The 26,390-nt window shown below is 73.2% G+C and carries 23 protein-coding genes; 12 read left to right on the plus strand and 11 right to left on the minus strand.

The genetic code is table 11. The features are described 5' to 3' along the window. Positions 1-17: 17 nt before the first annotated feature. Positions 18-860, minus strand: a complete 843-nt coding sequence (locus tag IOD16_RS17235) for a phosphotransferase (protein ID WP_201440865.1) — start codon at positions 858-860, stop codon at positions 18-20. A 16-nt stretch (positions 861-876) separates the two neighbouring features. Continuing rightward, the gene (locus IOD16_RS17240) at positions 877-2,613 is read right to left on the minus strand and encodes a glycoside hydrolase family 13 protein (RefSeq protein ID WP_201440866.1); all 1,737 of its coding nucleotides are present in this window, start codon (positions 2,611-2,613) and stop codon (positions 877-879) included. A 286-nt stretch (positions 2,614-2,899) separates the two neighbouring features. On the opposite strand from IOD16_RS17240, the gene IOD16_RS17245 reads away from it, so the two are divergent. Then, positions 2,900-3,118: a response regulator transcription factor gene (locus tag IOD16_RS17245; protein WP_201440867.1), complete on the plus strand. Its 219-nt coding sequence runs from the start codon at positions 2,900-2,902 to the stop codon at positions 3,116-3,118. Between the two features lie 7 nt (positions 3,119-3,125). On the opposite strand, the gene IOD16_RS17250 is transcribed toward IOD16_RS17245, so the two are convergent. Next, a complete protein-coding gene (locus tag IOD16_RS17250; protein ID WP_201440868.1) occupies positions 3,126-3,824 on the minus strand; it encodes a GNAT family N-acetyltransferase in 699 nt (232 codons plus the stop codon). Beyond that, on the minus strand, positions 3,821-4,093 hold the full coding sequence (locus tag IOD16_RS17255) for a hypothetical protein (RefSeq protein WP_201440869.1): 273 nt from the start codon (positions 4,091-4,093) through the stop codon (positions 3,821-3,823). Before IOD16_RS17255 ends, IOD16_RS17250 begins: the two co-directional genes overlap by 4 nt. Before the next feature lie 113 nt (positions 4,094-4,206). Between IOD16_RS17255 and IOD16_RS17260 the strand changes: the two genes are divergently transcribed. The 5 genes from IOD16_RS17260 (at position 4,207) to IOD16_RS17280 (ending at position 8,641) form a co-directional block, all read left to right on the plus strand. Continuing rightward, complete coding sequence (locus IOD16_RS17260) at positions 4,207-5,214, plus strand: protein kinase family protein (protein WP_201440871.1); 1,008 nt, start codon at positions 4,207-4,209, stop codon at positions 5,212-5,214. A gap of 1 nt (position 5,215) precedes the next feature. Further along, a complete protein-coding gene (locus IOD16_RS17265; RefSeq protein ID WP_201440872.1) occupies positions 5,216-6,196 on the plus strand; it encodes a hypothetical protein in 981 nt (326 codons plus the stop codon). Continuing rightward, positions 6,196-7,425 carry an adenylosuccinate synthetase gene (locus tag IOD16_RS17270; RefSeq protein WP_201440873.1) on the plus strand — a complete coding sequence of 410 codons (1,230 nt, stop codon included), beginning with the start codon at positions 6,196-6,198 and terminating at the stop codon, positions 7,423-7,425. Before IOD16_RS17265 ends, IOD16_RS17270 begins: the two co-directional genes overlap by 1 nt. A 17-nt stretch (positions 7,426-7,442) precedes the next feature. Next, positions 7,443-8,078 carry an NUDIX domain-containing protein gene (locus tag IOD16_RS17275; RefSeq protein ID WP_123747737.1) on the plus strand — a complete coding sequence of 212 codons (636 nt, stop codon included), beginning with the start codon at positions 7,443-7,445 and terminating at the stop codon, positions 8,076-8,078. A gap of 122 nt (positions 8,079-8,200) precedes the next feature. After that, the gene (locus IOD16_RS17280) at positions 8,201-8,641 is read left to right on the plus strand and encodes a PRC-barrel domain containing protein (protein ID WP_201440874.1); all 441 of its coding nucleotides are present in this window, start codon (positions 8,201-8,203) and stop codon (positions 8,639-8,641) included. 58 nt (positions 8,642-8,699) lie between these two features. Here IOD16_RS17280 and IOD16_RS17285 read toward each other — a convergent pair whose 3' ends face one another. From IOD16_RS17285 to pdxR, 4 genes are all read right to left on the minus strand, one after another. Continuing rightward, positions 8,700-9,242, minus strand: coding sequence for a hypothetical protein (locus tag IOD16_RS17285; RefSeq protein ID WP_201440875.1), 543 nt, complete (start codon positions 9,240-9,242; stop codon positions 8,700-8,702). 86 nt (positions 9,243-9,328) lie between these two features. After that, entirely contained in the window at positions 9,329-10,180 is an 852-nt protein-coding gene (locus IOD16_RS17290; RefSeq protein ID WP_201440876.1) for an alpha/beta fold hydrolase, read from the minus strand. A gap of 75 nt (positions 10,181-10,255) precedes the next feature. Then, positions 10,256-10,990 (minus strand): hypothetical protein, encoded by a 735-nt coding sequence (locus IOD16_RS17295; protein WP_201440877.1) that lies wholly within the window; start codon positions 10,988-10,990, stop codon positions 10,256-10,258. A gap of 142 nt (positions 10,991-11,132) precedes the next feature. Further along, a complete protein-coding gene (gene pdxR, locus IOD16_RS17300; RefSeq protein ID WP_236595049.1) occupies positions 11,133-12,542 on the minus strand; it encodes a MocR-like pyridoxine biosynthesis transcription factor PdxR in 1,410 nt (469 codons plus the stop codon). 46 nt (positions 12,543-12,588) lie between these two features. On the opposite strand from pdxR, the gene IOD16_RS17305 reads away from it, so the two are divergent. Continuing rightward, positions 12,589-13,530: an aldo/keto reductase gene (locus IOD16_RS17305; protein ID WP_201440879.1), complete on the plus strand. Its 942-nt coding sequence runs from the start codon at positions 12,589-12,591 to the stop codon at positions 13,528-13,530. 273 nt (positions 13,531-13,803) lie between these two features. Next, the gene (locus tag IOD16_RS17310) at positions 13,804-14,559 is read left to right on the plus strand and encodes an SAM-dependent methyltransferase (protein ID WP_201440880.1); all 756 of its coding nucleotides are present in this window, start codon (positions 13,804-13,806) and stop codon (positions 14,557-14,559) included. A 179-nt stretch (positions 14,560-14,738) separates the two neighbouring features. Here the strand turns inward: IOD16_RS17310 and ccrA are convergent, their stop codons facing one another. Further along, the gene (ccrA, locus tag IOD16_RS17315) at positions 14,739-16,007 is read right to left on the minus strand and encodes a crotonyl-CoA carboxylase/reductase (protein ID WP_201440881.1); all 1,269 of its coding nucleotides are present in this window, start codon (positions 16,005-16,007) and stop codon (positions 14,739-14,741) included. 574 nt (positions 16,008-16,581) lie between these two features. Here ccrA and IOD16_RS17320 point away from each other — a divergent pair. From IOD16_RS17320 to IOD16_RS17330, 3 genes are read left to right on the plus strand one after another with little or no spacing between them, the layout of a single operon-like run. Continuing rightward, complete coding sequence (locus IOD16_RS17320) at positions 16,582-19,932, plus strand: non-ribosomal peptide synthetase (RefSeq protein WP_123741698.1); 3,351 nt, start codon at positions 16,582-16,584, stop codon at positions 19,930-19,932. After that, positions 19,929-21,053 (plus strand): cytochrome P450, encoded by a 1,125-nt coding sequence (locus IOD16_RS17325; protein ID WP_201440882.1) that lies wholly within the window; start codon positions 19,929-19,931, stop codon positions 21,051-21,053. Before IOD16_RS17320 ends, IOD16_RS17325 begins: the two co-directional genes overlap by 4 nt. A gap of 45 nt (positions 21,054-21,098) precedes the next feature. Next, positions 21,099-22,082, plus strand: a complete 984-nt coding sequence (locus tag IOD16_RS17330) for an aldo/keto reductase (protein ID WP_201440883.1) — start codon at positions 21,099-21,101, stop codon at positions 22,080-22,082. A 9-nt stretch (positions 22,083-22,091) separates the two neighbouring features. On the opposite strand, the gene IOD16_RS17335 is transcribed toward IOD16_RS17330, so the two are convergent. Further along, the gene (locus IOD16_RS17335) at positions 22,092-22,850 is read right to left on the minus strand and encodes a thioesterase II family protein (protein WP_236595050.1); all 759 of its coding nucleotides are present in this window, start codon (positions 22,848-22,850) and stop codon (positions 22,092-22,094) included. Then, positions 22,843-24,042, minus strand: a complete 1,200-nt coding sequence (locus tag IOD16_RS17340; RefSeq protein WP_236595051.1) for a cytochrome P450 — start codon at positions 24,040-24,042, stop codon at positions 22,843-22,845. Before IOD16_RS17340 ends, IOD16_RS17335 begins: the two co-directional genes overlap by 8 nt. A gap of 657 nt (positions 24,043-24,699) precedes the next feature. Between IOD16_RS17340 and IOD16_RS17345 the strand changes: the two genes are divergently transcribed. Further along, positions 24,700-26,370, plus strand: coding sequence for a condensation domain-containing protein (locus IOD16_RS17345; protein WP_201440886.1), 1,671 nt, complete (start codon positions 24,700-24,702; stop codon positions 26,368-26,370). The last annotated feature ends 20 nt before the right edge of the window (positions 26,371-26,390 follow it).

Below are 26,390 nucleotides of genomic sequence, written 5' to 3' on the forward strand. Positions count from 1 at the left end.
CCGCGGGGTCCTCGCGGTCACCGGCGGAGGTCCGGGTGCAGGTCGGTCCGGAGGCGGTCGAGCCACCGCGCGGCGAGGCGGTGGCCGTCGGGGAACTGGTCGTCGCGGTCCCAGCGCCACGCGGTGATCATCGCGAGCACGAGGGTCCGGCACTGGCGCAGCAGGTCGCGGTCGATGCCCGGGTAGTGGTCGGCGACCGCGTCGGGCGCGTGGGCGAGGTCGAACTCGACCGGTCCGCGGCAGCAGGTCTCCAGGTCCACGAACAGCGGGCCGTGCCCGGTGGCGACGAGGTTGCCGGGGTGCGGTTCGCCGTGCAGCACCTGGTCGGGCGCGGCGCGCTCGCCGATCGACCGGCGCAGGCCGGCCAAGGCGTCGGCGAGGAGTCGGCGGTCCTCCTCGACGAGCGCCGGGGTGCGCTCGCGGCTCGCTACGAGCCGTCGGGCCTGCTCGACCCGGTCGGTGAAGTGGGGTGTGGCGAGGTCGACGTCGCGCATGCCGGCGTGCAGCCGTGCGAGCGCGTCGGCGTAGTCGGCGGGTGGGACGGCGTCGCTCGTGGCGGGTTCGTAGTAGGTCCACAGGGTGATCGCGAAACCGTCGCGCTCGTGGACCCGCGGCGGCACCCTGGGGTCGAGGGCGGCGACCGGGCTGCCGGAGGCGGCGAGTCGTCGGGCGAGGTCGATCTCGAACCGGGCGACGTGCGGCTCCCCCGGCGCGACCCGGGCCAGCGCGTCGCACGGCAGCAGGCGCAGGGTGAGCTTGTTCGAGTCGTGCAGCACGGCCACGTCGTCGACCGCCAGGTCCAGCGCGGTGGCCGTGGCGACGGCCGCGGCCACCGCGCGCTGGGCGTCGGGTGCTCTCATCGTCCCTCTTCGCGGGTCAGGTCGTGCGGGTGAGGACCAGCGCCTCCCACGGCCGCAGGTCGACCCGGCCGGGCGAGAGCAGCGCCTGGTCGGGGTCGTTGGTCAGGACGATGTCGGCGGCGGTCCACTCGCGGTCCAGTTCGGCGGTCTGCGGTGTGCCGCCCAGGTTGGCCACGACGAGCAGGCGGGTGCCGTCCAGGGTGCGTTCGTAGGCGTAGACGTGCGGGTGGTCGGGCAGGAGCATGCGGAAGTCGCCGAGGGCGACGACGGGCAGGTCGTGGCGCAGCCCGATGAGCGCGCGGTAGTGGTTGAAGACGGAGTGCGGGTCGTCGTACTGGGCCTCGGCGTTGAGCCAGGTGTGGTTGGGGTTCACCGCGAGCCACGGTTCGCCGGTGGTGAAACCGGCGTGGGGGGTGGCGTCCCACTGCACGGGGGTGCGGGCGTTGTCGCGGCCCATGGCGCGCAGGCCGCGCAGCACCGACTCGGGGTCGGCGCCGGCGGCGACGGCCTGGCGGTAGTGGTTGAGCGATTCGACGTCGCGCATCTCGTGCACGCCGGCGAACGGCGCGTTGGTCATCCCCAGCTCTTCGCCCTGGTAGACGTACGGCGTGCCCCGGTGCAGGTGCAGCACGGTCGCCAGGGCCGTCGCCGAGGCGCGCCAGTGCTCGCCGTCGTCGCCGAAGCGCGACACCACGCGGGGTTGGTCGTGGTTGTTCCAGTAGAGGCTGTTCCAGCCCACCTCGGCCAGCGCGGTCTGCCAGCGGCCCAGCGACGCCTTCAGGTCGCGCAGGTCCAGCGGTTTCGGGTCGAACTTGCCGCCCGGTCCGTGGTCGAGCGAGACGTGCTCGAACTGGAACACCATGTCCAGCTCGCCGCGCGCCGGGTCGGTGAACAGCCGGGCCTGCTCCCACGTCACACCGGGCATCTCCCCCACGGTCAGGAACTCGCCGACCCGGCCCCCGAACACCTCGCGGTTCATCTCGCGCAGGAAGTCGTGCACGCCGGGGCGGGTCGCGACGTGCGGGAACCCGTCGCCGAGCCCGCCGACGCCGGTGGTGGAGCCGTCGGGCAGGTCGGGGTCCTTGGAGATGAGGTTGATCACGTCCATCCGGAAGCCGTCCACGCCCCGGTCCAGCCACCAGCGCATCATCGCGTGCACCGCCTGCCGCACCTGCGGGTTCTCCCAGTTCAGGTCGGGCTGCTTGCGGTCGAACAGGTGCAGGTAGTACTCCCCCGTCGTCTCGTCCAGGGTCCAGCTGGGGCCGGAGAAGAACGATCCCCAGTTGGTCGGCTCCGCGCCCGGCCGGCCCGCTTCGAAGCCGGCGCGCGGCGGACGCCACCAGTACCAGTCCCGCTTCGGGTTGTCGGTGGACGAGCGGGACTCCACGAACCACGGGTGCTCGTCGGAGGTGTGGTTGACCACCAGGTCCATCACCAGCTTCATCCCGCGCGCGTGGACCTGGGCCAGCAGCGCGTCGAAGTCCTCCAGGGTGCCGAAGGAGGGGTCGATCGCCTGGTAGTCGGAGATGTCGTAGCCGTTGTCGGCCTGCGGGGAGGCGTAGACCGGCGACAACCAGATCACGTCCACGCCGAGCCGTTGCAGGTGCTCCAGCCGGGAGGCGAGCCCCGCCAGGTCGCCGACGCCGTCACCGTCGGAGTCCGCGAAGCTGCGCGGGTACACCTGGTACACCACCGCCGAGGTCCACCACGGAGCCGCGGTCGGGGTCGTCGCCGCGGGCCGGTCCAGAGCCATTGTTCATCCTCACCTGGTTCGTCGGACGTGGTCCCAGTCCATCATCACCCGCGTCGCGCCGCACCCGACACCGCGGACGCCCTTCGGGTGCGCACGCGCCGGCCGCCGACCGGTCGGTCCTGCGTGGACGGTCCACGCGGGTGTCGGACCGCCGTCCTCCGGCGAGCCGGCGGATCCTGCTGGTGGAGGGCAACGCCGACCTGCGCGACTACCTGACCCGGCTGCTGACGGGGCAGCAGTAGCCGGGGTCGGCGACGCGGAGACGGCGCCGGCGCACGCCCGCGCGGTGCGGCCCGACCTGGTGCTCAGCGACGTGATGCCGCCCGGCCGCGACGGTCTGGCGCTGCTCGGCGACCTGCGCTCCGACCCGGTGCCGGACGACTACGTGGTCAAGCCGTTCCGCCCGGCCGAGCTGATCGCCCGCACCCGGGTCCACCTGGAGCTGTCGAGCTTCCGCGAGGCGCTGCCGGCCGCAGCACCACCGGCCAGGCCGTCGGCCTGCTGATCGCCGGTCAGGCGGGCAGGCCCGCGGAGCGGTGCGCGGGCACGCGGAGCAGCGTGATGACGGTGTGGGTGCGCACCCGGAACCCCAACGACTCGTACAGGCCGATCGCGGCGGTGTTGGTGGCGGCGGCGTGCATCAGCGCCTGCTCACCGCGGGCCCGGATCCCCGCCGCGACGGCGAGCACCAGCCGGGTCGCCAGGCCCTGGCCGCGGTGCGCGGGATCGGTGCACACGGCGCTGATCTCCGTCCAACCCGGCGGGCGCATGCGTTCGCCGGCCATCGCGACCAGCGCCCCGTCCCGCCGGATGCCCAGGTAGGCGCCCAGTTCCACGGTCCGCCGCCGGAAAGGCCCCGGCTGGGTGCGCTCCACCAGGTCCAGCATCTCCGGCACGTCCGACGGGCCGAGCCGGACCGCCTCGGCGTCCTCGGCGACCCGCACCCCGTCCTCGACCAGCTGCGCCACGTCGAACCGCTCGACCCGCACCCAGCCGGCGGGCGGCGCGAGCGGCGACATGACGGGCACGACGGCGTCCGGTCCGGCGAGCGCGGCCAGGTCGGCCCACACCCGCTCGTCCGGCCGGTCGGGCAGCGCCACGAACGGCGCCACGTCCTGCGGGTAGCGCAGCACCCGCCCGTGCCGTTCGGCGAAGCGGGCGTGCGGCCCGGTCAACGACGCCCAGGCCGGGTTGTCCAACGGCGAGGTCATGCGCGGTACCCCCGGTAGTTCGCGACCGGTCGGATCATCCGTTCCGACGGCCCCGCCTGTCCACCTCGTCGCCGCCCCGCCCGAGTGCGCCGGTCGTGCGTCACCAGCCGGGCCGGCTCGACGCGCCGCCGCTGCCCGCAGGACCGCTCCCCGACCGGCCTGCGCGGGTCACGCCGATCGGACAGGGCCAAGGCCGGCAACTCGTCCGGGTGACCGGGCAGCCCCTCGGCGAACGCCCGCAGCAACGCGATCACCGGACCGGTGATCACAGGAAGCACGACATCGCCGGCATCCTAGCCATTCGGACCAGCGAAGAGCAGGTGACCGTCGACACAGCGGCATTCCACTTCGCCCAGCGGTTTGAGTCGTATAGACTCAAACTATGTTCACCAGGGACGAAGCGCTCGAACGAGTCGAACGAGCCGGCTCCCCCGCCGACCTGTTCGGCCCCGCCGACCCCGACCCGACCCGCCGCAAAGAAGCACAACGCCTCCACCACGCCCTCGCCGCCGTCCTGCACCCCGACCGCGTCGGCCCGCACGACACCAGAGCACACGCCGCCACCACCGAACTCAACCGACTGCACCACCAATGGCTGCACGGAACACCGGTCGAACTCCACACCGACCACACCACCTACCGGCTCACCGCACGCCACGCCGTCGGCAGCGTCACCAACCTCTACCGCACCGACGGACCCCACGTGGTCAAAGTCGTCCGCAACCCCGCGCTCAACCCACTCCTCAACGCCGAATGGGACGCACTGCGCCGACTCGCCCGCTTCACCGACCACCACCACTGGCTCCGGCCCTACTACCCCCACCTCCTCGACACCTCCGGCCACGTGACCCGCGGATCACGCGCCTTCACCGTCCTCGCACCCCTGATCGACGGCTTCGTCACCCTCGCCGACATCCGCCGCGCCTTCCCCCACGGCCTCGACGGCCGCGACTACGCCTGGATGCACCGCCGACTCCTGCGAGCCATCGCCGGCGCCCACCGCACCGGCCTCGTCCACGGCGCCATCGTCGCCGAGAACGTCCTCATCCACCCCGAACAACACGGCCTCGTCCTCGCCGGCTGGACCTTCGCCGTCACCACCGGCGAACGACCCCTCGCCACCGACAAGACCATCCCCTACCCACCCGAAGTCCACAACGGACAACCCGTCACCACCGCCACCGACGTCCACCAAGCCCACACGCTGATGCTGGACCTCCTGGCACCCGACGAAACCGCCCAACGCCGCTTCGCCCGCGGCTGCACCCAGCACGACCCCACCCGACGACCGGACGCCACCGACCTCCTCACCGAGTACGACGACCTCCTCCAAGACCTCTACGGCGAACGGACCTTCCGCCCGTTCGCACTACCCCCGACAGGAGCCTGACATGGGACACGGCAAGTGGGACGACAACGCCTACGCGGCAGCCAAGACCTTCCGCGCCGCCAAGGGCATCGACGACTTCGGCTACACCGCCACCATGCGGTCACGCCCCGCCAAGGAGTGGAAGGCCGACCCGACCCTCGACCCCAAGAACGTCGACGCGCGCGAATGCCGCGACTCACCCGACCACGCCGACTCCACCCCCATCGCCGTCCTCTTCGACGTCACCGGCTCGATGGGCCGCGTGCCCCAGATCATGCAGCGCAAGCTCGGCAAGCTGCACGGCCTGCTGCAGCGCAAGGGCTACCTCACCGACCCCCAACTGATGTTCGGCGGCATCGGCGACGCCGACAGCGACCGCGTGCCACTGCAGATCGGCCAGTTCGAATCCGACAACCGGATGGACGAACAACTGCGCACCATTCTCCTCGAAGGCAACGGCGGCGGCCAGAAGAGCGAGTCCTACGAACTCGCCGCCTACTTCGTCGCCCGCCACGTCACCACCGACGCGTGGCAGAAGCGCGGCCGCAAGGGCTACCTCTTCCTCATCGGCGACGAGCTCAACAAGCCCCGCCTCGAAGCACGCCACATCCGCCGCATCATCGGCGACGACATCAAGGAGGACATCGACCCCGCCTCGGTCTACCGCGAACTCAGCCGCAAGTGGCACGTCTACTTCGTGCTCCCCAACCAGTCCTCCTACTACCACGACCAGGACATCGCCGACCACTGGCGCGACCTCCTCGGCCAGCGCTTCCTCAAGCTCGACGACCCCGGCGCCGTCTGCGAGCTCATCGCCGCCACCATCGGCATGGAAGAACGCGTCGTCGACCTCGACCAAGCCATGGTCGACCTCGCCGAGATCGGCTCGGTCGCCGAGAGCCAGGCCGTCGGCAAGGCCCTCGTCCACGTCGGCGGGCACACCGTCGCCACCACCGCCGCTCCCCCGCAACTGGACGGCCCCGACGACGTCACCCTCACCTGATGGACGGGCACGTCATCGTCGTCGGCCTCGGCTTCGGCGACGAGGGCAAGGGCGCCGTCGTCGACGCCCTCTGCCACCACACCCCGACCACCGCGGTCGTCCGCTTCAACGGCGGCGCGCAAGCCGCCCACAACGTCGTCCGCGGAAACCGGCACCACACCTTCAGCCAGTTCGGGTCCGGCACGCTCGCGGGCGTGCCGACCCACCTCTCCCGACACGTCCTCGTCGAACCCATCGCCCTCGCCGGCGAATCACGCGACCTGACCGCACTCGGCGTCACCGACCCGCTGAGACTGCTGTCCATCGACGCCGACGCCCTCCTCACCACCCCCTTCCACATCGCCGCCAACCGTGCCCGCGAGGACGCTCGCGGGCACGCCCGGCACGGCTCCTGCGGCAAGGGGATCGGCGAAACCACCTGGTACAGCCTGCTCACCGGCGCCACACCAGGCGACGTGGTCGAGAACCACCAGGTCATCGGCACCCCCGGCCCACCACCCACCGTCGGCGACTGCGCCCACCCCACCGTGCTGCGGACCAAGCTCGACACCCTGGCCCGCTTCTACGAACCGCTCATCGGCGACGGACCACCGGTGGACGACCTCGTCTCCCTCTACCGCGACTTCGCCGACGCGGTCCGCATCACCACCGGCGACGAAGTCGGCCGCCTCGCCGACCGCGGCCGCCTCGTGTTCGAAGGCGCCCAGGGCGTGCTCCTCGACCAGTGGCGCGGCTTCCACCCCCACACCACCTGGTCCACCGTCACCCCCGACAACGCGCGGACCCTGCTGGGACACCGCCACGCCACCGTCCTCGGCGTCACCCGCACCTACCAGACCCGGCACGGCGCCGGACCGCTCCCCACCGAGGACGACCACGTGCTCACCCGGTTCCCCGAACGCCACAACGGCACCGGCCACTACCAGGGCTCGTGGCGCGCCGGACACCTCGACGCCGTGCTGCTGCGCTACGCGGTGGACGCGTGCGGCGGCGTCGACGCCCTGGCCGTCACCCACCTCGACGCACGTGACCTCCACGTCGCCACCGCCTACGACGCCCCCCTGCCGACCAGCGACCTGACCACGTTCCTGCACCACCGCACACCCACGCTCACCCCCATGCCCGACCCCGTGACGTGGCTCGCCGACCACCTCGACGTGCCGGTGCTCGTCACCGGCGCCGGACCCGACCTGGCGGACTACACCGTGCGGGCGCCGGCGCTCCGCTGATGCGCGAGAATCACACCATGATCGAGTCGACCCCGGTGTCGGTGGACGTGCTGGCCCTGCGCTTCGACCCCACCGCCCGCACCGTGCTCCTCGGCATCGCGCCACGCGCGCTCGAACCGTTCGCCGGCGTCCTCGCCCTGCCCGGAGTGCTGCTGGGCAAGGGCGAACGGCTGCGCGACGCGGCGCGACGCGCGGTCACCGGCAAGCTCGGCGTGCCGGAGGCGGCCATCTCCGCCTCCGGCCAGCTGACCACCTTCGACGAACCGTCCCGCGACCCGCGCGGCCCGACGCTGTCCATCGCCCTGTGGGCCACCGTCGACCCCGCCGGGCTCACCGGCGACGGCCCGACCTGGACACCGCTGGCCGACGTGCCGCCGCTCGCGTTCGACCACGACCGCATCGTCCACGACTGCCGCCCGATCCTCGCCGGGCACCTCTGGCGGGACGCCGCCTTCACCGCCGGCCTCCTGGGCCGCGAGTTCACCACCGCCCAGGCGCTCGACGTCACCGAGTCCCTGACCGGCGACCGGCCCTACCCCGCCAACCTGGGCCGGATCATGGAACGCGTGCCCGGCCTGGAACGCACCACGCACCACGCCGCCGCGTTGCCCAAGGGCGGTCGACCTCCTTCCGTCTGGCGTTGGGTTTCGTAGCCGCACGGGTCGGGTTGCAACTTGTTTTGGTCAGCACTGAAGCTATCGTGATGAAAGAAGAGGTCTCGGCGGTCACCCGAACGGGTACTCCCCGGCCGTCCCATCCGATCAAGGAGGCCGAGATGCACCCGCTCCCCATCCCGTTCATGCCGTGGGCCTGGCGCAACGTCGGCGAACTGCTCCACGGGCGCGACACCTACTCCCCCGAGGCCGACGAGGCGACCGGGTCCGCCGACCGCCAGGACCGCCCGGACATCGGTCTGCTCGGGTACGAGGTGGAGGCGCTCGACGGCGGGATCGGCGAGGTCGACCAGTCCAACGCCCGCGTGCCCGCCGACTGCCTGCTGGTCGACGCGGGCACGTGGTCGTCCCACCTGAAGGTCGTGCTGCCGGTCGGCGCGGTGGCGAGGGTCGACCACGACGCCAAGAAGGTCTTCGTGGACCGCACCAAGGACCAGGTGCGGCAGGCGCCGGAGTACGACGCGGACACGTTCGACGCGGACGACTACCGGCAACGCCTCGACGACTACTACACCGAGAGCTACCGGACCACGCCCGCCTAGCGCGCTCCCCCACCCGATGACGTTGTGCCCGGCGGATCACCGCCGGGCACAACGCGTTCTACCGGTCGTCGCCGGAAGAGGTCAGGTGCCGCTCCCTCGTGGCCTCCTGCGAGCGCCTGATCCGCTCGCGCTGCCGTTGGCCCAACGGGAGGACCACGAACACCATCAACAGCGAGATCACCACCAGAGGCGACCCGCCGAGCAGCCCCGCCGCGCCCTCGTCGGCGAACCCGAGCACCATCACCACCAAGCCCAGCAAGCAGAGCAGCGCGAACACCACGCGCATCGTCTTCACCGGGAACGGCGTGGCCAGCACCGCGTCGACCTGGTCCACCAGCGGTCGGGCGAGCCGCGGGTCCTCGACCGGCTCGCCCCGGCGCATGGCGCGGGACACCGCGCGCCGCCGGCCGCGGTCCAAGCCGCGTAACGCCGTGGACCCCAGGCTCCGCCGCAACCCCGCGGCCAGCACGGTCCCGCCCAGCACACCCATGACCAGGCCGACCCACACGTTGTCGTGCAGCAAGCCCTGCGAGACACCGAGCACCGCGCCGGCCAACAACCCGCCCAAGACCACCTTGCCGTACGACATCCGCTGCGCCACCGCATCCTCCCCCGAGATCGACTGCCGTCCGCGTACCCGTTCGGGCCGGGCCTCGAACGTCCCGGAGGAGGACCGGCGGCGAGGCGCTAGGCGCCCAGCTCCATGATCCGGGCCGCCACCTCGGCCGGGGCTTCCAGCGGCAGCATGTGGCCCGCGTTCTCGACCACCACCGACTCCCCTCCGACCGCCGCGGCCAGTGCCTTGGCGTTCGACTCGGGCACCAGGCGGTCCTCGTCGCCGACGACCGCGATCACCGGGCGCTCACCCGCGACGGACAACGCGGCCTCCCGGTCGTAGCGGTCGACGGCCGGCCGGAACAAGGCGATGGTCTCCGGCCAGTGCGCCCACACCATGTCCGCGGTGAGGTCCACGTCCTCGTCGCGCGGTTCGTCGCCGAACAGCCACCACCGCAACCCGGCCGTCTTCGCGGGCTCGATCTTCTCCCGCACCGCCCGCACCAGCGGTCCGAACGCACGCTCCAGCTCACGCACCAGCTTGCCCAACGCCTTGGGCCAGGCCAGCGACGTCTCCGCCAACCCGGTGGCGGCGGTCGAGACGAACACCACGCCCGCCACCCGCTGCCGGTAGAGGCGGGGACGGCGCTCGGCCATCGCCATCGCCGCCATGCCGCCCATCGAGTGCCCCACCAGGACGACCCGCCCTTCGGGGACCAGCCGTTCGACCAGCTCGCCCAGGTCGTCGCCGAGCTGCTCGATCGTCGCGGTCTCCTTGTCGGCGGGCGAGGACGCGCCGTGGCCGCGGTGGTCGTAGGCGATCACCCCCGCGGACGCCGGCAGCGCCGCCACCACCCGGTGCCAGCTGCGGTGGTCCAACGCGTAGCCGTGGGCGAGCACCACGGTCAACTCGGCGTCGGGCGGGCCGCTGCGTGCCACGTTCAGCTCCGTGCCGTCCTCCAGCCGCAACCGTTCGGTCGCCATGGCCGCTGCCCCTTCCGTCGTCGGACGTCGACTTGACCAACGAGTAACAACGGCGGACGTCACGCGCGACGGACGTCACGACCAGCCGGGCTGCCGCAGCAGCGCCAACCGCCGGTCCAGCAGGGCGGCGAAGTCGTGCGGGCGGCCGACGACCAGTTCGACGGCGGGCCCGGCGGCGGCGCCGACCACGACCACCTCGCCGCCCGGGGCGTCCCGCGTGTCGGCCACCCGGACGTCGGTGATCTCGCGCAGCGGCAGCTCGCCACCGGACACGTCCGGGGTGGACGGTCCGGTGCCCACGTGCCAGCGCAACGAGTCGCCGTCGAAGTTCGCGTGGGCGGGCACGAGGTGCCCCGTGGCGTTGCGCACCTGCCGGGACGCGCTGCGCACGCCGAGCGTGGTGCCGGCGATCGCGCCGCCCGCCGAGTCCAGCAGCACCGCCTTCGCCCTGGTCACCAGCACGGCCGCGACCGCCGTCGCCGCCACCGCGGGCAGGGCGGGCAGCGCGTTCCGGGTGAGCGCCCCGATCCCGATCGCCTGCGCCGCGCCCGCGTACAGGACCAGCCCGGCCCACCACCCCGGCCGGTGCACGTAGACCCGGCGCGCCAGGAACAGCACCGGCGTCACGACGCCGATCACCAGCAGGGCGCAGCCCGGCACGACCAGCCCCGACCAGCGGGTCGCCAGTGCGACGACCAGGCTCACCGCCGGCGGGGCGAGGAAGCCGAGCAGCAACGACGGCCGGGCGCGCGACCACCGCCGCTCGAACTCCGCGCGCACCGAGTCGTGCACGCCGAACGGCACCCGCACCCCGCACCACCTCCCGAGATCAGCGTGGCGTCACCGATTCCCACGCTTTCCGGCACGCACGGTAACGATCGGCGGCCGGGCGCGCGAGATCAGCTCGACGTCTCGGGAGGCCCCGCCGACCCGCGCCGGGGTGAACCGGCGGTTATCGCCGGGTCGCGGCGGGCCGCAGGGAGTGCCGCAGCAGTGCCACCGCCGCCGGGATCTCGGTGTCGCCGATGTTGCCGTACCCGAGCACGAGGGCGCGGCCCGGCGACTCCCCCGCGCGGTAGTCGTCCAGGTCCGCCAGGCGCAGGCCGGCGGACGCCGCGGCCTGGACGGTGCGGCGCGTGTCGGTGTCCTCCGGCAGGTGCAGCAGGACGTGCAGGCCGGCCGCGGTGCCGGCGGGGCGGCCCTGCGGCACTTCGGCGGCCAAGGTGTCGAGCAGCAGGTCGCGGCGGGTGCGGAAGCGGCGGCGGGCGGCGCGGAGGTGGGCGTCGTACCAGCCGCGGTCGATGAAGGTGGACAGCGCGAGCTGGTCCAGGACCGGTGGGGCGACGGCGACCGGGTTCGCGGTGCGCAGCGCCGTGAGCGTCGCGGCGGGCGCGACGAGCCAGCCCAGGCCGAGGGCCGGTGAGAGGGTCTTGCTGACCGTGCCGAGGAGGAAGACCCGGCCGGGGTCCATGCCCTGCATGACGGCGACCGGGTGGTGGTCGTAGCGGAACTCGGCGTCGTAGTCGTCCTCGATGACGAAGCCGTCGACCTCGCGGGCCCAGCGCACCAGCTGTGCCCGGCGCGCCGGTGACAGCACCGTGCCGGTCGGGAACTGGTGCGCCGCGCCGACCACGACCGCCCGTGCCGGTGTGCGGGCCAGGTCGTCCACCTGGAGGCCGTCGTGGTCCACCGGCACGGGGTGCACGCGCAGGCCGGCGCTCGCCGCGGCGGCACGCAGCCGCGGCCAGCCCGGGTGTTCGACGGCCACGTCCCCGATGCCCTGGGCGTGCAGCGCGCGGCACGTGCGGACCAGGCCGTCGGTGACGCCGGCGCACACGAAGACGGACGTGGCGTCGGCGTCCGCGCCGCGTGAGCGCCGCAGGTACTCCCCGAGCGTGGTGCGCAGCGCCGGGTGCCCGGCCGGGTCGGGGATGTCGAGGTCGTAGTGGACGGCCGAGCCGATGACGGCCCGGACCGCGTCCGCCCACCGACGGCGCGGGAACGCGCGCAGGTCCGGCAGACCGGGCGCCAGGTCGTACCGGATCGGCGGCCGGGACGGGGCGCCCTGCGCGCTAGGGCGCGGGGGTTCCGTCACGGGCGACCACGAGACGCGCGTGGCCGAACCCACCCGCGCGGTCAGGTAGCCCTCCGCGACGAGCTGCCCGTACGCCTCCGTGACGACCCAGCGGGAGCAGCCGAGGTCTTCGGCCAGGGCCCGGCTCGGCGGCACGGCGGCGCCTTCCGCCAGCCGGCCGTCCCGGATCGCGGCGCGCAGCGCCTGCGCCAGGCGATCGTGCAGGCGTCCGCGCCCACCGACCTCCAGGAGCGTGGCCCACGCGAAATTGGTCTGGGAAACCGTCACGGGATTGGAGGGTAGTGCCGTGCCGCATCCGCCTACCGTGGCGGTCATGGTTGAGAAGTTGGCCCTTGGGGCCATGTTGTTCGGCACGGCCACCGACGAGCGGCGGTCGTTCGAGATCCTGGACCGCTTCGTGGACGCCGGCGGCGTCTGGATCGACACCGCGAACTGCTACGCGTTCTGGGAGGACGCGAGCGGGTTCGGCGGGCAGAGCGAGATGGTGCTCGGGCGGTGGCTGGCGAGCCGCCCCGGTGTCCGCGACCGCGTCCGGATCAGCACCAAGGTGGGGTGCGAGCCGACCGAGGCCGGCCGGTTCCCGGAGACGGCCGAGGGGCTGTCGGCCGCTGTCGTCAAGAGCGGGATCGAGGGCAGCCTGCGCCGGCTGGGCACGGACCACGTGGAGCTGTACTGGGCGCACAAGCCCGACCCGGTGACACCGCTGGAGGAGACGGTCGCGGCCTTCGACGAGCTGGTGTCCGCCGGCGTGGTCGGCCGTCTCGGCTGCTCGAACTACCCCGTCTGGCAGGTGGAACGGGCGCGGCGGATCGCGCGGGCCGACGGCCGGGTCGGCTACACGGCGGTGCAGCAGCACCACACGTACCTGCAACCGCGTCCCGGGACGCGGCCCACCGTGGTGCACCGGTTCGGCGCGGTGAGCGACGAGGTGATCCACTACCTGGAGCACCACCCGGACATGGCGTTGTGGTCCTACACGCCGCTGCTCAGCGGCCGGTACAGCCGTGCCGACAAACCGCTGCCCGCCGAGTACGACCACCCCGGCACCACCAACCGCCTGGCCGTGCTGGACGAGGTCGCCGCCGAGACCGGCACGAACCGCAACCAGGTCGTCCTCGCATGGCTGACCGGCGGCAGCACGGACGTCACGCCGATCGTCGGCGTCAGCCGGGTCGAACAGCTCGACGACGCGTTCGCCGGGGTGTCGCTCGACCTGACCGCCGACCAGCGCCGACGCCTGGACGAAGCGGCGTGAGGGCCGGGTTCGCCGGAGGGGGTCCGGCGAACCCGACCTTTCACCCGCCACCTGGACCGCGCTGCTGCGCGTGGTCGACGCCGGCCGGGTGCGGGGAAAAGCAGTTCACCGATCCGGCCCGGTGCTGCTAGCTTCGGGGTGAACCGCTGACTGTGGAGGAAGCCATGGCTGCCCGGGACCTCACACCGGGCGACCGCGCCGAGGTCGTGTGACGACCTGGGGCCGCCCGGTGACATCGCTCTCACCAGCCGATGCACCGCAAGGAGCTTTCGCATGTCCGCATCACCTCCGTCCACCTGGTACGTGGACTTCTTCACCGAACTGCCCAACGAGTTCTGGCGGCGTGCCGTGCCACCGGAGGTCACCGTCGACGAGATCGACTTCGTCGAGCGGCGCCTCGGGCTCGCGCCGGGCTCGCTGATCCTGGACGTGCCGTGCGGCAGCGGCCGGCACAGCGTGGAGCTCGCCCGGCGCGGGCACCGCGTGACCGGTGTCGACCTGTCCGCCGAAGCGATCGGGCACGCCAGGCGCGCCACCGCCGGCCTCGAGGTCGAACTCGTCCGCGCCGACATGCGGGACATCCCGCGGGACAACGGGTTCGACGCCGTGGTGTGCCTCGGCAACAGCTTCGGCTACCTCGAGCTCGACGGCCTGCGGGAGCTCGCCGCCGCGCTGGGCGGCGCCGTCCGACCCGGCGGCGGCCTGGTCGTCGACTTCGCCTCGGCGGCCGAGTCGATCCTGCCCGGCTACCGGGCCGAGCCGCGAACCATGCGGACCGGCGACATCACCGTCCTCGCGACCGGCGAGTACGACGTCGCCGGGAGCCGGCTGCTCAGCCACTACCGGTTCACCCGCGGCGAGGAGGAGCTCGACGTGACCGCGATCCACCACGTGTACACCGTGGCGCAGATCGTCGACCTGCTGTCCGGCAACGGTTTCACCGACGTCGAGCTGTTCGGCGGTCCGGACGGCGGGCCCTACGGGGTCGGGAGCGGTCGACTCCTGCTCACCGCCCGCCGAACGTCCTGAGCGGGCGCTCCGGCCGGGGCGCCGCCCCGGCCGGAGCACACCCGCTTCACCGCGCGCAGGCGGCCACCTCCGCGCGTCCACCCGTCACAGTCCTCTTCGGACAGCACGTCTGCTCGTCGCGCTGCGCGCGGCAGGGCAACAGTTCCCGGGCCGGGCGCGGGGTCAGCCGTCCAGGTCGGTCAGCCGTCCAGGTCGGTCAGTCCCGCGCGCGGCGCGCCGACCAGGGCGGCGAGGTTGCCCGACTCCTGGACGCCGTCCCGCATGTCCTGGTGCGCCGAGCCGATCTCCTCGAAGCCGTAGGTGTGCCCGAGGGCCGGGTCGACCAGGCCCGCGGCCACCAGGTCGACGACCGCGCGGCAGTCGCGGGGGTTGGCGAAGTGGCTGCCCTGGAAGCGCTTCTGCCTCATCCAGAGGATCCGCAGGTCGACGTCGCCCATGTAGCCGCTCGTGGCCCCGCACAGCACCACCATCCCGCCAGGGGCGCAGACGTAGAGCGACGTGGGCAGGGTGTCCCGGCCCGGGTGCTCGAAGACGATCCGGGGTGACGCCTTCTCCCCCAGCAGGTCCCAGATGCGACGGCCGAACGCGCGCACGCCGCGCTGCCACCGCTCCAGCTCGGGCCCGCCCTCGGGCGTCGGCCCCCAGTGGTCGAACTCGGTGCGGTTGATGACGCCGACCGCGCCCATGCGCATGCAGTGCTTCTCCCGCTCCGCCGAGGACACCACGGCGATGGCCCGGCCGCCGAACTGGCGCACCAGCTGGCAGGCCATCGACCCGAGGCCGCCGGAGCCACCCCAGACGAGCACGGGGTCGCCGGGCTGGACGGTGTGCGGCGGCCAGCCCGCCAGCTGCCGGTAGGCGGTCGCGCCCGACAGCATGAAGCACGACGCCTCCTCCCACGTCAGCCGCGCGGGCTTGGGGTGGCACTGGAACTCGGCGACCAGGGTGAACTGGGCGAAGGAACCCCAGTTCAGCTCGTAGCCCCAGACCCGCTGGGTCGCGGAGAGCATGGGGTCGCGGCCGAGCCGGATCTCGGGGTCGTCCTCGTCCCAGCGGCAGCTGGACAGCGTGACCCGCTCGCCGACGCGCACGTGCCGCACGCCGTCACCCACCGCCCAGACCACACCCGCGCCCTCGGAGCCGCCGATGTGGTGGCCGGTGTCGTCGCCCTTGGCCTCCCGCATCCCGATGACGTCGACGGGGGTGCCGAGGGCGGCCCACACGTTGTTGTAGTTGATCCCCGCCGCCATGACGGCGACGAGCACGAAACCGGGCGGCACCTCCGGGACGTCGACGACCTCGGTCCGGAACGCCTCGCTCGGCGGGCCGTAGCGCTCGGGCCGGATGACCGAGGCGTACATGCGCCTGGGCACCACTCCCAGCGGGGGCAGGCTCCCCGGCTCGTACAGCGTGTCCGTCCGGGTCAAGGTCGCCGGCTGCGTGGCCATGGTCCCCCTCCAGGTCGTCGGGGAAGTCGCCCTCGACCGATTTCCCCCGACCCGATGCTAGTGACGGGTCAAGGCGCCGGACCGCATTGACCGGCGGGGGTTCGGGTAGCCGAACAGCGCGGTCCGGGCCGGTCCGCGGACCGGCCGGTCGAGTTCCGGGTTTTCCACGATTAAAAGAGTGAACGATCACTCGGCGCGCCCCTCGGGCCGGTGCGGAAAATATTCCCCACTGCCTGGAATAGTTCTCCGGGTCGACCCGGCCGTGGTGTTGACAGCGTTCGTCGGACGCTTTTAGCATCGGGTGACATCGGGGAGCTATGCGACTCGCTGGGGGACTTTTCGCAATGGCGCGGAGAATGGATTTCTGGGGTAGGGCGCGCTGTTGTCCGAAGAGACGGCCGGACACCGGACGGGTGTCGTCCCACCGCCTCGCGAGGCGCCGCGCGGCGCTCGTCGTGAACGAGCGGCGCCTCCCCTAGCCGGCACACACCCGGTGGTGCCACCCGCCGGTGACCACCTCCGGGCCTCGACGTGCCCGAGCGGCAGCAGCAGCCCACCAAGACCCGGAGGCGGCATGTCACTGGACGAGTACGCGCTGTCGGTCCTCGGACCCACGACGAACAAGGCGGGGTTCACCACGGACAGCTTCATCGCGCTCGGAGGCGACTCCCTGCGGGCGATGAGGCTGGCCGCCCTGGCCCAGGAAGGACTCGGCCTGCGGCTGTCGGTGGCGGACCTGCTGTCGTCGACGCCGCTGGGCAAGGTCCTCGCGAACACGGTCGCCGCGGCACCCGCCCAGGCGTCCGCCGCCGTCGTCGAGCCCGCGACCCGGGCGTCCGCGCTGACGCCGACGCAGCGCGGCATGTGGCTGATCGAGAACGTGCTGGGCGGCTCGACCTACAACCTGGTCTTCACCTTCACCGTGGACACCGGGACGCTGGACCGGGAGGTCTTCGGGCGGGCGGTCGCGGCGGCCACCGCCCGGCACGCCTCCCTGCGCACGCTGCTGCGCGAGCGGGACGGCGAGGTCGTGCCGGTCGTGCTGGACGAGGTCGCGCCCGACGTCGTCGACATCGCGCACGACGGCCCGGACTTCGAGGAGTTCGTCCGCGCCACGGCCGCCGAGCACGGGCGCGTCCCCTTCGACCTCACCGCCGCGCCGCCGCTGCGCTACCTGTTCGTCGCCGGCGCGGCCGGGCGGCAGGCGGTCGTGCTGGTCGCGCACCACGTCCTGCTCGACGGGTGGGCCGTCGGCCTGCTGGCCGAGGAGGTCTTCGCCTCCTACCGGGCGCTGAAGGCGGGCGAGCCGCTGCCGTTCACCGAGGCCGCGCCGACCACGGAGTCGCTGCTGCGCCGCCACGAGCGCGACCGCGACAGCGGCGAGTGGGACCGCCTGGCCGACTTCTGGCTCGACCGGCTCGACGGCGCGCCCACCGTGCTGGAGGTGCCCACCGACCGGCCTCGCCCCGCCGTCCAGGACCCGGCGGGCGAACGCCTGCCGCTCGACCTGGGCGGCGAGCTGACGGCCCTGGTCGAGGACCGCGCCCGGGAGCTGGGCGTCACCCCGTTCGCCCTGCTGCTCGCCTCCTACGGCCTGGCGTTGAGCCGCTGGACGGGTGTCGGGCGGCTGCTGGTCGGCGTCTCCCTGTACGGGCGGGACACGGCCGAGCTGACGCGGCTCGTCGCCGTGGCGGGCAACCTGGTGCCGGTCCTGCTGGAGGTCGACGACGACGCGTCCGCGGTGGACTACCTGCGCTCGGTGCAGGAGTCCCTGGCGCTCAGCATCGAGGCGGGCGCGCTGCCGTTCGACGAGCTGGTCACCCGGCTCGGCCTGGAACGCGGGCTCGGCGCGCACCCGCTGGTGCAGGTCTCGTTCGGCATGCACGACCAGCTGGTGCCGCAGCGCATCGACGTCGGCGACGTCGGCCTCCGGGTGGAGGAGGGCCACGGCGGCGGCGCCCAGTTCGACCTGTCGCTGCTGTTCGGCCGGTCCCGGCCCGCGCTCGGCGCGCAGTTGGAGTTCGCGACGGCGCTGTGGGACGAAGCCGACGCGCGGGCGTTCCTCGCCGACTTCACCACCGCGGTGCGGGAGCTGGCCACGGCGGACGGCCGGTTGGAGGACCTGCGCTGCCTGTCCACCGAGCGGCGGGCCGCGCTCGACTCGCTCAACGGTCCCCGCCACGAGTTGCCCCTGGTCACCGCGGACGAGCTGGTCCGCCGGGCGGCCCGGCGCTCGCCGGACGCCGTGGCGGTGCGCGAGGACGACCTGGCGCTGACCTACGCGCAGCTCGTGGGAGCCGCGGCGGAGCAGGCGCGCCGGCTGCGCGAGCTGGGCGTCGGCCGCGGCGACCGGGTCCTGGTGGCGCTGGACCGGTCGATCGCGGAGGTCGTCGCCGTGCTCGGCGCGGCGTGGGCGGGCGCCGCGTACGTGGGTGTCGACCTGGCCCAACCCGAGTCGCAGGTCCGCCACATCGTGGCCAAGGCCGCGCCGAAAGCCGCCCTGGTCTCCTCCCCGGAGGCCGTCGCCCACCTCGGCGTGCCGACCTGCGCCACGTGGGAGCCGTCCTGGCGGCCCGCCACCGAGGAGCCCGCCGCGACCGGCCCCGACGACCTGGCCTACATCGCCTTCACGTCCGGGTCCACGGGTCTGCCCAAGGGCGTCGCGGTGCCGCACCGGGCGATCGTGCGGTTGGTGCACGAGCCCGACTTCGTCCGCTTCACCCCGGACGACCGGGTGCTGCGCCTGTCGCCCCTGGCGTTCGACGCCTCCACCCTGGAGCTGTGGGGTCCGCTGGCGGGCGGCGCGGCGCTGGAGGTCAACCCGCCGGGCCTGTCGTCCCCGACCGAGCTGGCCCAGTTCCTCCTCGACCGCGGCGTCACGGTGGCGTGGCTGACCGCCGGGTTGTTCCGGCTGGTCGAGGAGTTCGCGCCGGCCGGGTTCGGCGGCCTGCGGCAGCTGATCACCGGTGGTGACGTCGTGCCGCACGCCCACGTGGCGCGGGTGCTGGAGCGCCACCCGGGGATCGTCGTCACCAACGGCTACGGACCCACCGAGAACACCACGTTCACCGCCACCCACACGGTCACCTCGGCCGCGGAGGTGGACGGCCCCCTGCCCATCGGCACCCCGTTGCGGGGCACGCGCGTGCACGTGCTGGACCGGCGGCACCGGGTCGTGCCACCGGGCGCGGTCGGCGAGCTGTACGCGGCGGGCGACGGCCTGGCCGACGGCTACGTCGACGACGAGGCCGAGTCGGCGCGGGGCTTCGGCCACTTCTCCCCCGACGTCCCGGAGCGGCTCTACCGCACCGGCGACCTGGTCCGGATCGACCGCGCCGGGCGGCTGCGCTTCCTCGGGCGGCGTGACGACCAGGTCAAGCTGCGCGGGTACCGCATCGAGCTGTCGGCCATCGCCGACGTGCTGGCCGCCGACCCCCGGGTCCGCGACGCGGCCGTCGTGGTCACCGACGGCGACAGCGCGGACAAGCGGCTCGTCGCCGCGATCGTCCCGGCGGACCGCGCGGTCGGCACCGACGAGCTGCGCGACCTGGTCGCCGACCGGCTGCCCGCGTACATGGTGCCGAGCCTGTGGGCGGTGGTGGACCAGCTTCCGGTGACCAGGAACGGCAAGGTGGACCGCCGGGCGCTCACCGCCGTCGCGGCGCCCGCCGGGCAGCGGGTCGCGGCGCCCGAGCCGGACCCGCTCGGCGTGGCGCCCGACCTGTTCGCCCGCGTCCTCGACCGGCCCGTGGAGCTGACCGGGGACACCGACTTCTTCACCATCGGCGGCAACTCGATGGGCGCCGTGCGGCTGCTGCGGCTGGTCCGCGACGAGCTGGGGGTGTCCGTGCGGTTGCGGGACTTCCTCCTCGCGCCCACACCGGCGGGCCTGAACAGGCTCATCGCCGAGGCGGCGGGCTCGTGACCGGGTCGGTGCGCGACGACGTGCGCGGCCTGGCGTGGGACGACGGGCTGGAGTGCTGGGTGGTGTCGGACCCCGCGCTGGCCCGCGTGGTGCTCAACCACCAGGGGTTCTCCTCCCAGACCTCCCAGCGGCTCGGCGAGCTGTACATGACGGAGGAGTCCCGGCGGGAGCACCGCGACCTGACCGAGTTCCTGCGGCTGTGGTTCGTGCACACCGACGGCGCGGAGCACGCCGCCCTGCGCAAGCCGGTGCAGCGCCTGTTCTCCGCCTCGCACACGCGGTCCATCGGCCCGCTCGTCGAGGCCGTCGTGGACGCCTGCCTGGACGACCTGGCCGCCGACCCCCGGCACGACGCCGCCCCGACCCTGGCCGAAGGCGTGTCGGGGCGGGTGATGGGGCGCATCGCGGGCGTCCCGCAGGAACCCCCCGTGCTGCACACGTGGTCCAAGACCTTGTCGGGTTTCATCGCCGCGATGTACCGGCGCGACCACGCCGAGGCCGCGCACCGCGTGATGCTGGAGATGACCGAGGCGCTGGCGGGCTCCCCCGCCCTGGCGGACTTCCCCCGCGACACCGCCGAGGACCGCGCCCGCACCACCGCGACGTGGGCGATGGTCCTGTTCGGCGGGCTGGAGACCACGGCGTCGCTGATCGGGTCGTGCCTGCTGGCCGTGCTGGAGGACCCGGCGCTGCGGGCGAGGGTCGCCGCGGACCGGCCGGGCGAGGTCGAGGCGCTGGTCGAGTCGGTGCTGGAGAAGCGCCCGCCGCTGCGCAACGTGGGCCGCGTGGTCGCGGCGGACTTCGAGTTCGAGGGCGAACGCCTGCGCGAGGGCGACCTGGTGCTGGTGTCGCTGGCCGGCGGCGGCCTGTTCGACGCCGACCTGGCCGACCTCGCGCCGGTGGCCGAGCGCGGTGACCGGCACCTGGTGTTCGGCCACGGGGTCCACTACTGCGTCGGCGCGCCGCTGGCCCGGCTGGAGGCGGCGACCGTGCTGCGGCGCTTCACCCGGCGGTTCCCCGGCGCCGCGCTCGCCGAGAACGCGGTCGAGTGGGGCCCGAACCTCGCCTACGTGGGCCTGGACCACCTGTTCCTCGACATCGGACCGGACCGGGCACCATGATCGACCTCTGACCGACGACCAGCACCACGAGGGAGCAACACCCGGATGAAGTACCGCGAGATCGGCACCGACCCGCAGCACCGCCGGAAGGTGAGCGTGCTCTCGTTAGGGGCCATGCTGTTCGGCACCGTCGTCGAGGAGGAGCGGGCGTTCGCCGTCCTGGACCGCTTCGTGGCGGCCGGCGGCACGTTCATCGACACCGCGAACAACTACGCGTTCTGGATCAACGGCACGCAGGGCGGCGAGAGCGAGGCCCTGCTCGCGCGGTGGCGGCGCAGCCGGGGCATCACCGACGAGGTGGTGATCGCCACCAAGCTCGCCGGCCGGCCGAAGACGCCGGGCCGCGACTTCTACAACCTCGAAGGCCTGGCGCCCGAGGTGATCCGGGCGTCGTCGGCGCGCAGCCGCGAGACGCTCGGCGTGGAGCGGTTGGACTTGCTGTACGCGCACGGCGACGACATGACCGTGCCCCAACCGGACGTCGTGGAGGCGTTCGCCGGGCTGGTCCAGGACGGCACGGTCGGCATGATCGGCGTCAGCAACCACTGGTCGTGGCGGCTGGAGCGGTGGCGGGCCACCGCCGAGGCCCGCGGCCTGCCGAGCTTCGGGGTCATCCAGTACCACCACACCTACCTGCGGCCCCGCAACGACGTGCCGGGCCGGCGGTCGGCGGACGGCGACCAGGGGCTGTTCAGCGCCGAGCTGATCACCTACCTGCGCGACCACCCCGACCTCACGCTGGTGGCGTACACGCCGCTGCTGTCCGGCGCCTACGTGCGCGAGGACCGGCCGCTGGGCGAGCTGCACGACCACGCGGGCACCAAGGCCCGCCTTCAGGCGCTGCGCGAGGTCATCCGGGAGACCGGGGCGACCGCGAACCAGGTGGTGCTGTCCTGGATGATCGGCGGCGACCTGCCGGTGATCCCGCTGGTCGGCGCGTCCTCGGTGGCGCAGATCGACGAGAGCCTGGAAGCGGTCGACCTCGAGCTCACCGCCGATCAGCGCGCGCTGCTCGACGCCGCGCACTGACCCCGGCGCTCACCTCGGCCCGGCCAGGGTGGCGGCGATGACGTCGAGGACGCGCGCCACCCCGGCCTGGTCGAAGAAGTGGCCGCCGGGCACCACCTCCAGCTCGAAGGACCCGGTGGTCTCCTCGCGCCACGCCGCCATCCGCTCCCCCGAAGCCTCGCCGTCGTCGGCGCCCGCGAACGCGCGCAGCGGCACGTCCAGCGGGGGCCGCGCCGGGGCCCCGGACGTGGCCACCGCGGTCAGGTCGGCGCGCAGCGCGGGCAGGAACAGCTCCAGCAGGTCCGGCCGCTCGAACACGATCGGCGGCGTGCCGCCCAGGTCGCGCAGGTAGGCGATCAGGCCCTCGTCCGGCTCGTCCCACCCGCGCACTTCGGAGCGCAGCGCGGGCGCCGCGCTGGAGGCCACGAACAACGCGCGCGGACCGGGGCGGGCGCGGGCGCGCAACGCGTGCGCCAGCGCCAGCGCGACCCGCGCGCCCATGCTGTGGCCGTAGCAGGCGAACGGCTCGTCCAGCAGCGGGTCGAGCACGTCCAGCAGCTCCTCGACCAGCGGACCCATGCGGACGTGCGGCGGCTCGTCCAGACGGGTGTCGCGGCCGGGCAGCTGCACGGCCACCGTCGCCACGTCCGCCGGCAGCCGGTCCGGCCAGTCCCGGAACATCGCGGCGTTGCCGCCCGCGTAGTGGAAGCACAGCAGCCGCACGCGGGTGGTGGCCGGGGTCCCGTAGTGGCGCAGCGCCCGCTGCCGGCGGACCGCCAGGTCAGCCACGGCGCTTCGCGGTGATCGGGACGTGCTTGTAGCCGGACACGAAGTTGGACACCAGGCGCTCGGGCGTGCCGGCGGCCTCGAAGTCCTGGTAGCGGCCCAGCAGCTCATCGAACAGGATGCGCAGCGTGACGCGCGCCACGCTGTGCCCGACGCAGTAGTGGGGGCCGATGCCGAACGCGAGGTGCTTGTTCGGCTTGCGGCGGAGGTCGAACGTCTCGGAGTCCGGGAACTCGCTCTCGTCCCGGTTGGCCGCGCCCAGCCACACCACGACGGCGTCACCGGCCGCGATGCGCGTGTTGCGCACCTCGACGTCCTGGGTGGCGTAGCGCAGCATGTGGTTCACCGGCGAGGCCCAGCGCAGCGCCTCCTCGACGGCGGTGGCGCCCACCTCCGGGTCGGCGGCCCACTGCGGCAGCACGTCGGAGTCGATGAACTCGGCCATCACGAAGTTCGGCGCGTGCGGCGTGGTGACGTTCGCGCCGAGCAGCAGGCTGTAGCAGTTGGACACGATCTCGCTCGACGACATGTGCCTGCCCTCGAACCGGGTGTTGATCAGCACGCTGATCAGGTCGTCGCCCGTGCGGTCGCGGCGGAACCGCACCAGGTCCTGGAAGTAGGCGAACAGCTCGCGGTGCGCCATGTGCAGGGTCGCGGCCCGGCTGCCCTCGTCCTGGTACTCGGGGTCGTCGGCGGCGATGCAGATCGTGGTGAGCCTGCTCAGCCACGACCAGTCCTCGGGCGGCAGGCCCATCATGGTGCCGGTGACGGACATCGGCATCGCCAGCATCGCCTGTCCGAAGTCGAACACGCCCCCGTCGCCGATCGGCGAGATCAGGTCGCCGACCAGCGAGCGGATCATGTCGCGCTGCCGGTCCACGGCCTGCACGGCCAGCGCCTTCTTCAGCCGGGCCTGCATGATCGTGTGACGTGGCGGGTCGGTGACCGCGAGCTGCTGGCCGCCCGCCGGGTCGTCCATGCCGAGCAGTTCGAGCATGGTGCCGCGCTCGGAGGTGAACAACGACGTGTTGCGCAGGACGTGGTCGGTCTCGGTGAAGTGGACCACGGACCAGAACCCGCGCTCGTCGTCGACCTGCGACCAGCCCAGCGTGTCCTGGGCGCGCAGCTCGCGCCAGATCGCGTGCGCGTCGCCATCGCTGTACAGGTGGGGGTCGACCAGATCGGTGTCACCCACGTGCACCGGGCATCCGGGAACGGGTGCGTCATGGACGGTCATGGCCGGTGTCCTCATCGGGTCGGGGAGCGAGCCGTCCGGCAGACTCCTGGTCGGTGGGCAGACGGCACGCGGTGGTCGCGGACACGCCGCCGGCCGGGTTCCCGGCCGGCTGAGCCGCCGGTTCGGAATCCCGCTGGAATTAACTGTTGACGTCGGCGTGAATTACTCGGTCGAACTGCCGCACATCGGCCCGGCGCGGTCGACGAACGACCGACCGGACATTGCGGCAGGTACCGCACACCCGCGCTGGGCAGGCATCGGTCACATTGTCGGAGCCTTCGAGTGCTCCGGAACTCCCCAGTCCCCGTGCCGGGGTCCGACATGTGTCGAACCCATCGGTAAGGCAGTCAAGCACCATGTTCGCGAAATCGTCAACCACCTCCCGGCCGGTCCCACGATGCGAATGTCCAAATAGGACGAAAAATGTCGAAGACGACGTCTTGACGGAACCGGGGACCGGTCCTACGGTGCGAATAAGCCCACGAAAGCAAAGTGGCCGGCCGTCGAGCCCGAAGTCATTCGTCATCAGGTGGAATTAACAGGGGGAAGTCATGCGATCGGTGTCGAATGCGCGCGCCCCGTTCCGCACCGCGCGGACGTGGGCCGAGCGCGTCGATGCGTAGGCCCCGTCCCGGGCACGACGCCTGGCACCCGGCTACGCCCACCCAGCAGGGCATCTGGATCCTGGACCGGATCGAGCGCCTGCGTCCCACCTACCTGTTGCCCAGCGTCCTGGAGTTCACCGGGCCGGTGGACCACGCGGTCCTGACGACCGCGGTCCACCGGGCGTTGGGCCGCCATCCCGCGTTGCGCTCCCGGTTCCGGCTGGACGCCGCCGCGCGTCGCGTCGACTACCGCACGGACGGGTCCGCGCCCGAGGTCGGGTTCACCGACGCGGTCGCCGACGACTGGTCGCCCGAGGAGGTCGAGCGGCTGGTCGAGGCGCTCTGCTATACCCCGTTCGAGCTGGCCGAGGAGGCGCCGGCCCGGGCCGAGGTGATCCGCCTCGACGACGACCGCACCCTGCTCGTGCTGACCGTGCACCACATCGTGTTCGACGGGGTCTCCCGGCAGCTCCTGGTGGACGAGATCGGCGTCACCTACTCGGCGTTGGCCCGCGGCGTCGAGCCGGAGCTGCCCACCCCGCCGCACCCGGCCGAGTTCCTGGACCGCCCGGACGACGACGCCGGGTTCGCCGAACGGGTGGCGGGCGTGGTGGAGCGGCTGCGCGGCGCCCCGACCACGGTGGACCTGCCCTACGACGGCGACCCGGACGACCCCGAGCTGTCGATGGTCGGCGCCACCGCGTCGACCGTCCTGGACGCGGACGTGACCGAGTCCGTGCTGGCGGTCGCCGCGCAGGAGGGCTGCACCGCGTTCATGACCGGGGTGGCGCTGCTGGCCGGCACGTTCGCCCGCACCACCGGGCAGACCGACTTCCTGTTCTCGGTCGTCTGGCCCGGCCGCGACGACCCGGCCGCCGCCGACGTGATCGGCATGTTCATGACCACGTTGGTGCTGCGGGTCCGGCTCGACGGTGGCACCACGTGGCGCGAGCTGCTGCGCGCCGCGCGGATCGGCGGCATGGAGGCGTTCATCGACTCGGACGTGCCGCTGGACGCGATCGCCGCCGCGCTCGACGGCGACCGCGACATGGCCCGGCCGCCGCTGAGCCCGGTGCTGGTCAACCTGGCCGAGGCGCCGGCGCCGCTGGTGCTCGCCCCCGGCGTGGTGGGCCGCTTCCAGCCGCTGAGCCCGGAGTACAGCAAGTGGGACCTGGCGCTGTTCGTCCGCCTGGACGACGCCACCGGGCGCGACCGCCTCGAGCTGTCCCTCAACCACCCGGCCGCGCTGTTCACCGCGGCCACCACCACCGAACTCCTGGCCGCCCTGCGCAGCAGCGCGGCCGACCTCGCTCGCGACCCGGAGGACATCGTGCAGAACCAGCCGCCCGCGGACAAGATCGACCTCGACGACCCCGCCGCGCGCCTGGACCTGGTGCGGTCCATCTGGCGCGAGGTCCTCGACACCCCCGAGGTCGCCGACGACGTCAGCTTCTTCGACGCCGGCGGCGACTCGCTGCGGCTGGTGATCCTGGTCGAGCGGCTCAGCCAGGCGTCCGGACGGATGCTGCGGACCGTCGACCTGTTCCGCGCCGGGACCGTGCGCGGGCAGGCGGACCTGCTGGCCGGCCCCTCCGACACCACCACCGCGGCCCGCGGCACCAGCCGTGAGCGCCTGCTGGGCGCGGTCCGCGAACGCCGCACCGGCGACCAACGGCGCTGATCGCGCCGGACGGGAGGGGA

Source organism: Saccharothrix sp. 6-C, assembly GCF_016695385.1.
Taxonomy (GTDB): domain Bacteria; phylum Actinomycetota; class Actinomycetes; order Mycobacteriales; family Pseudonocardiaceae; genus Actinosynnema; species Actinosynnema texasense.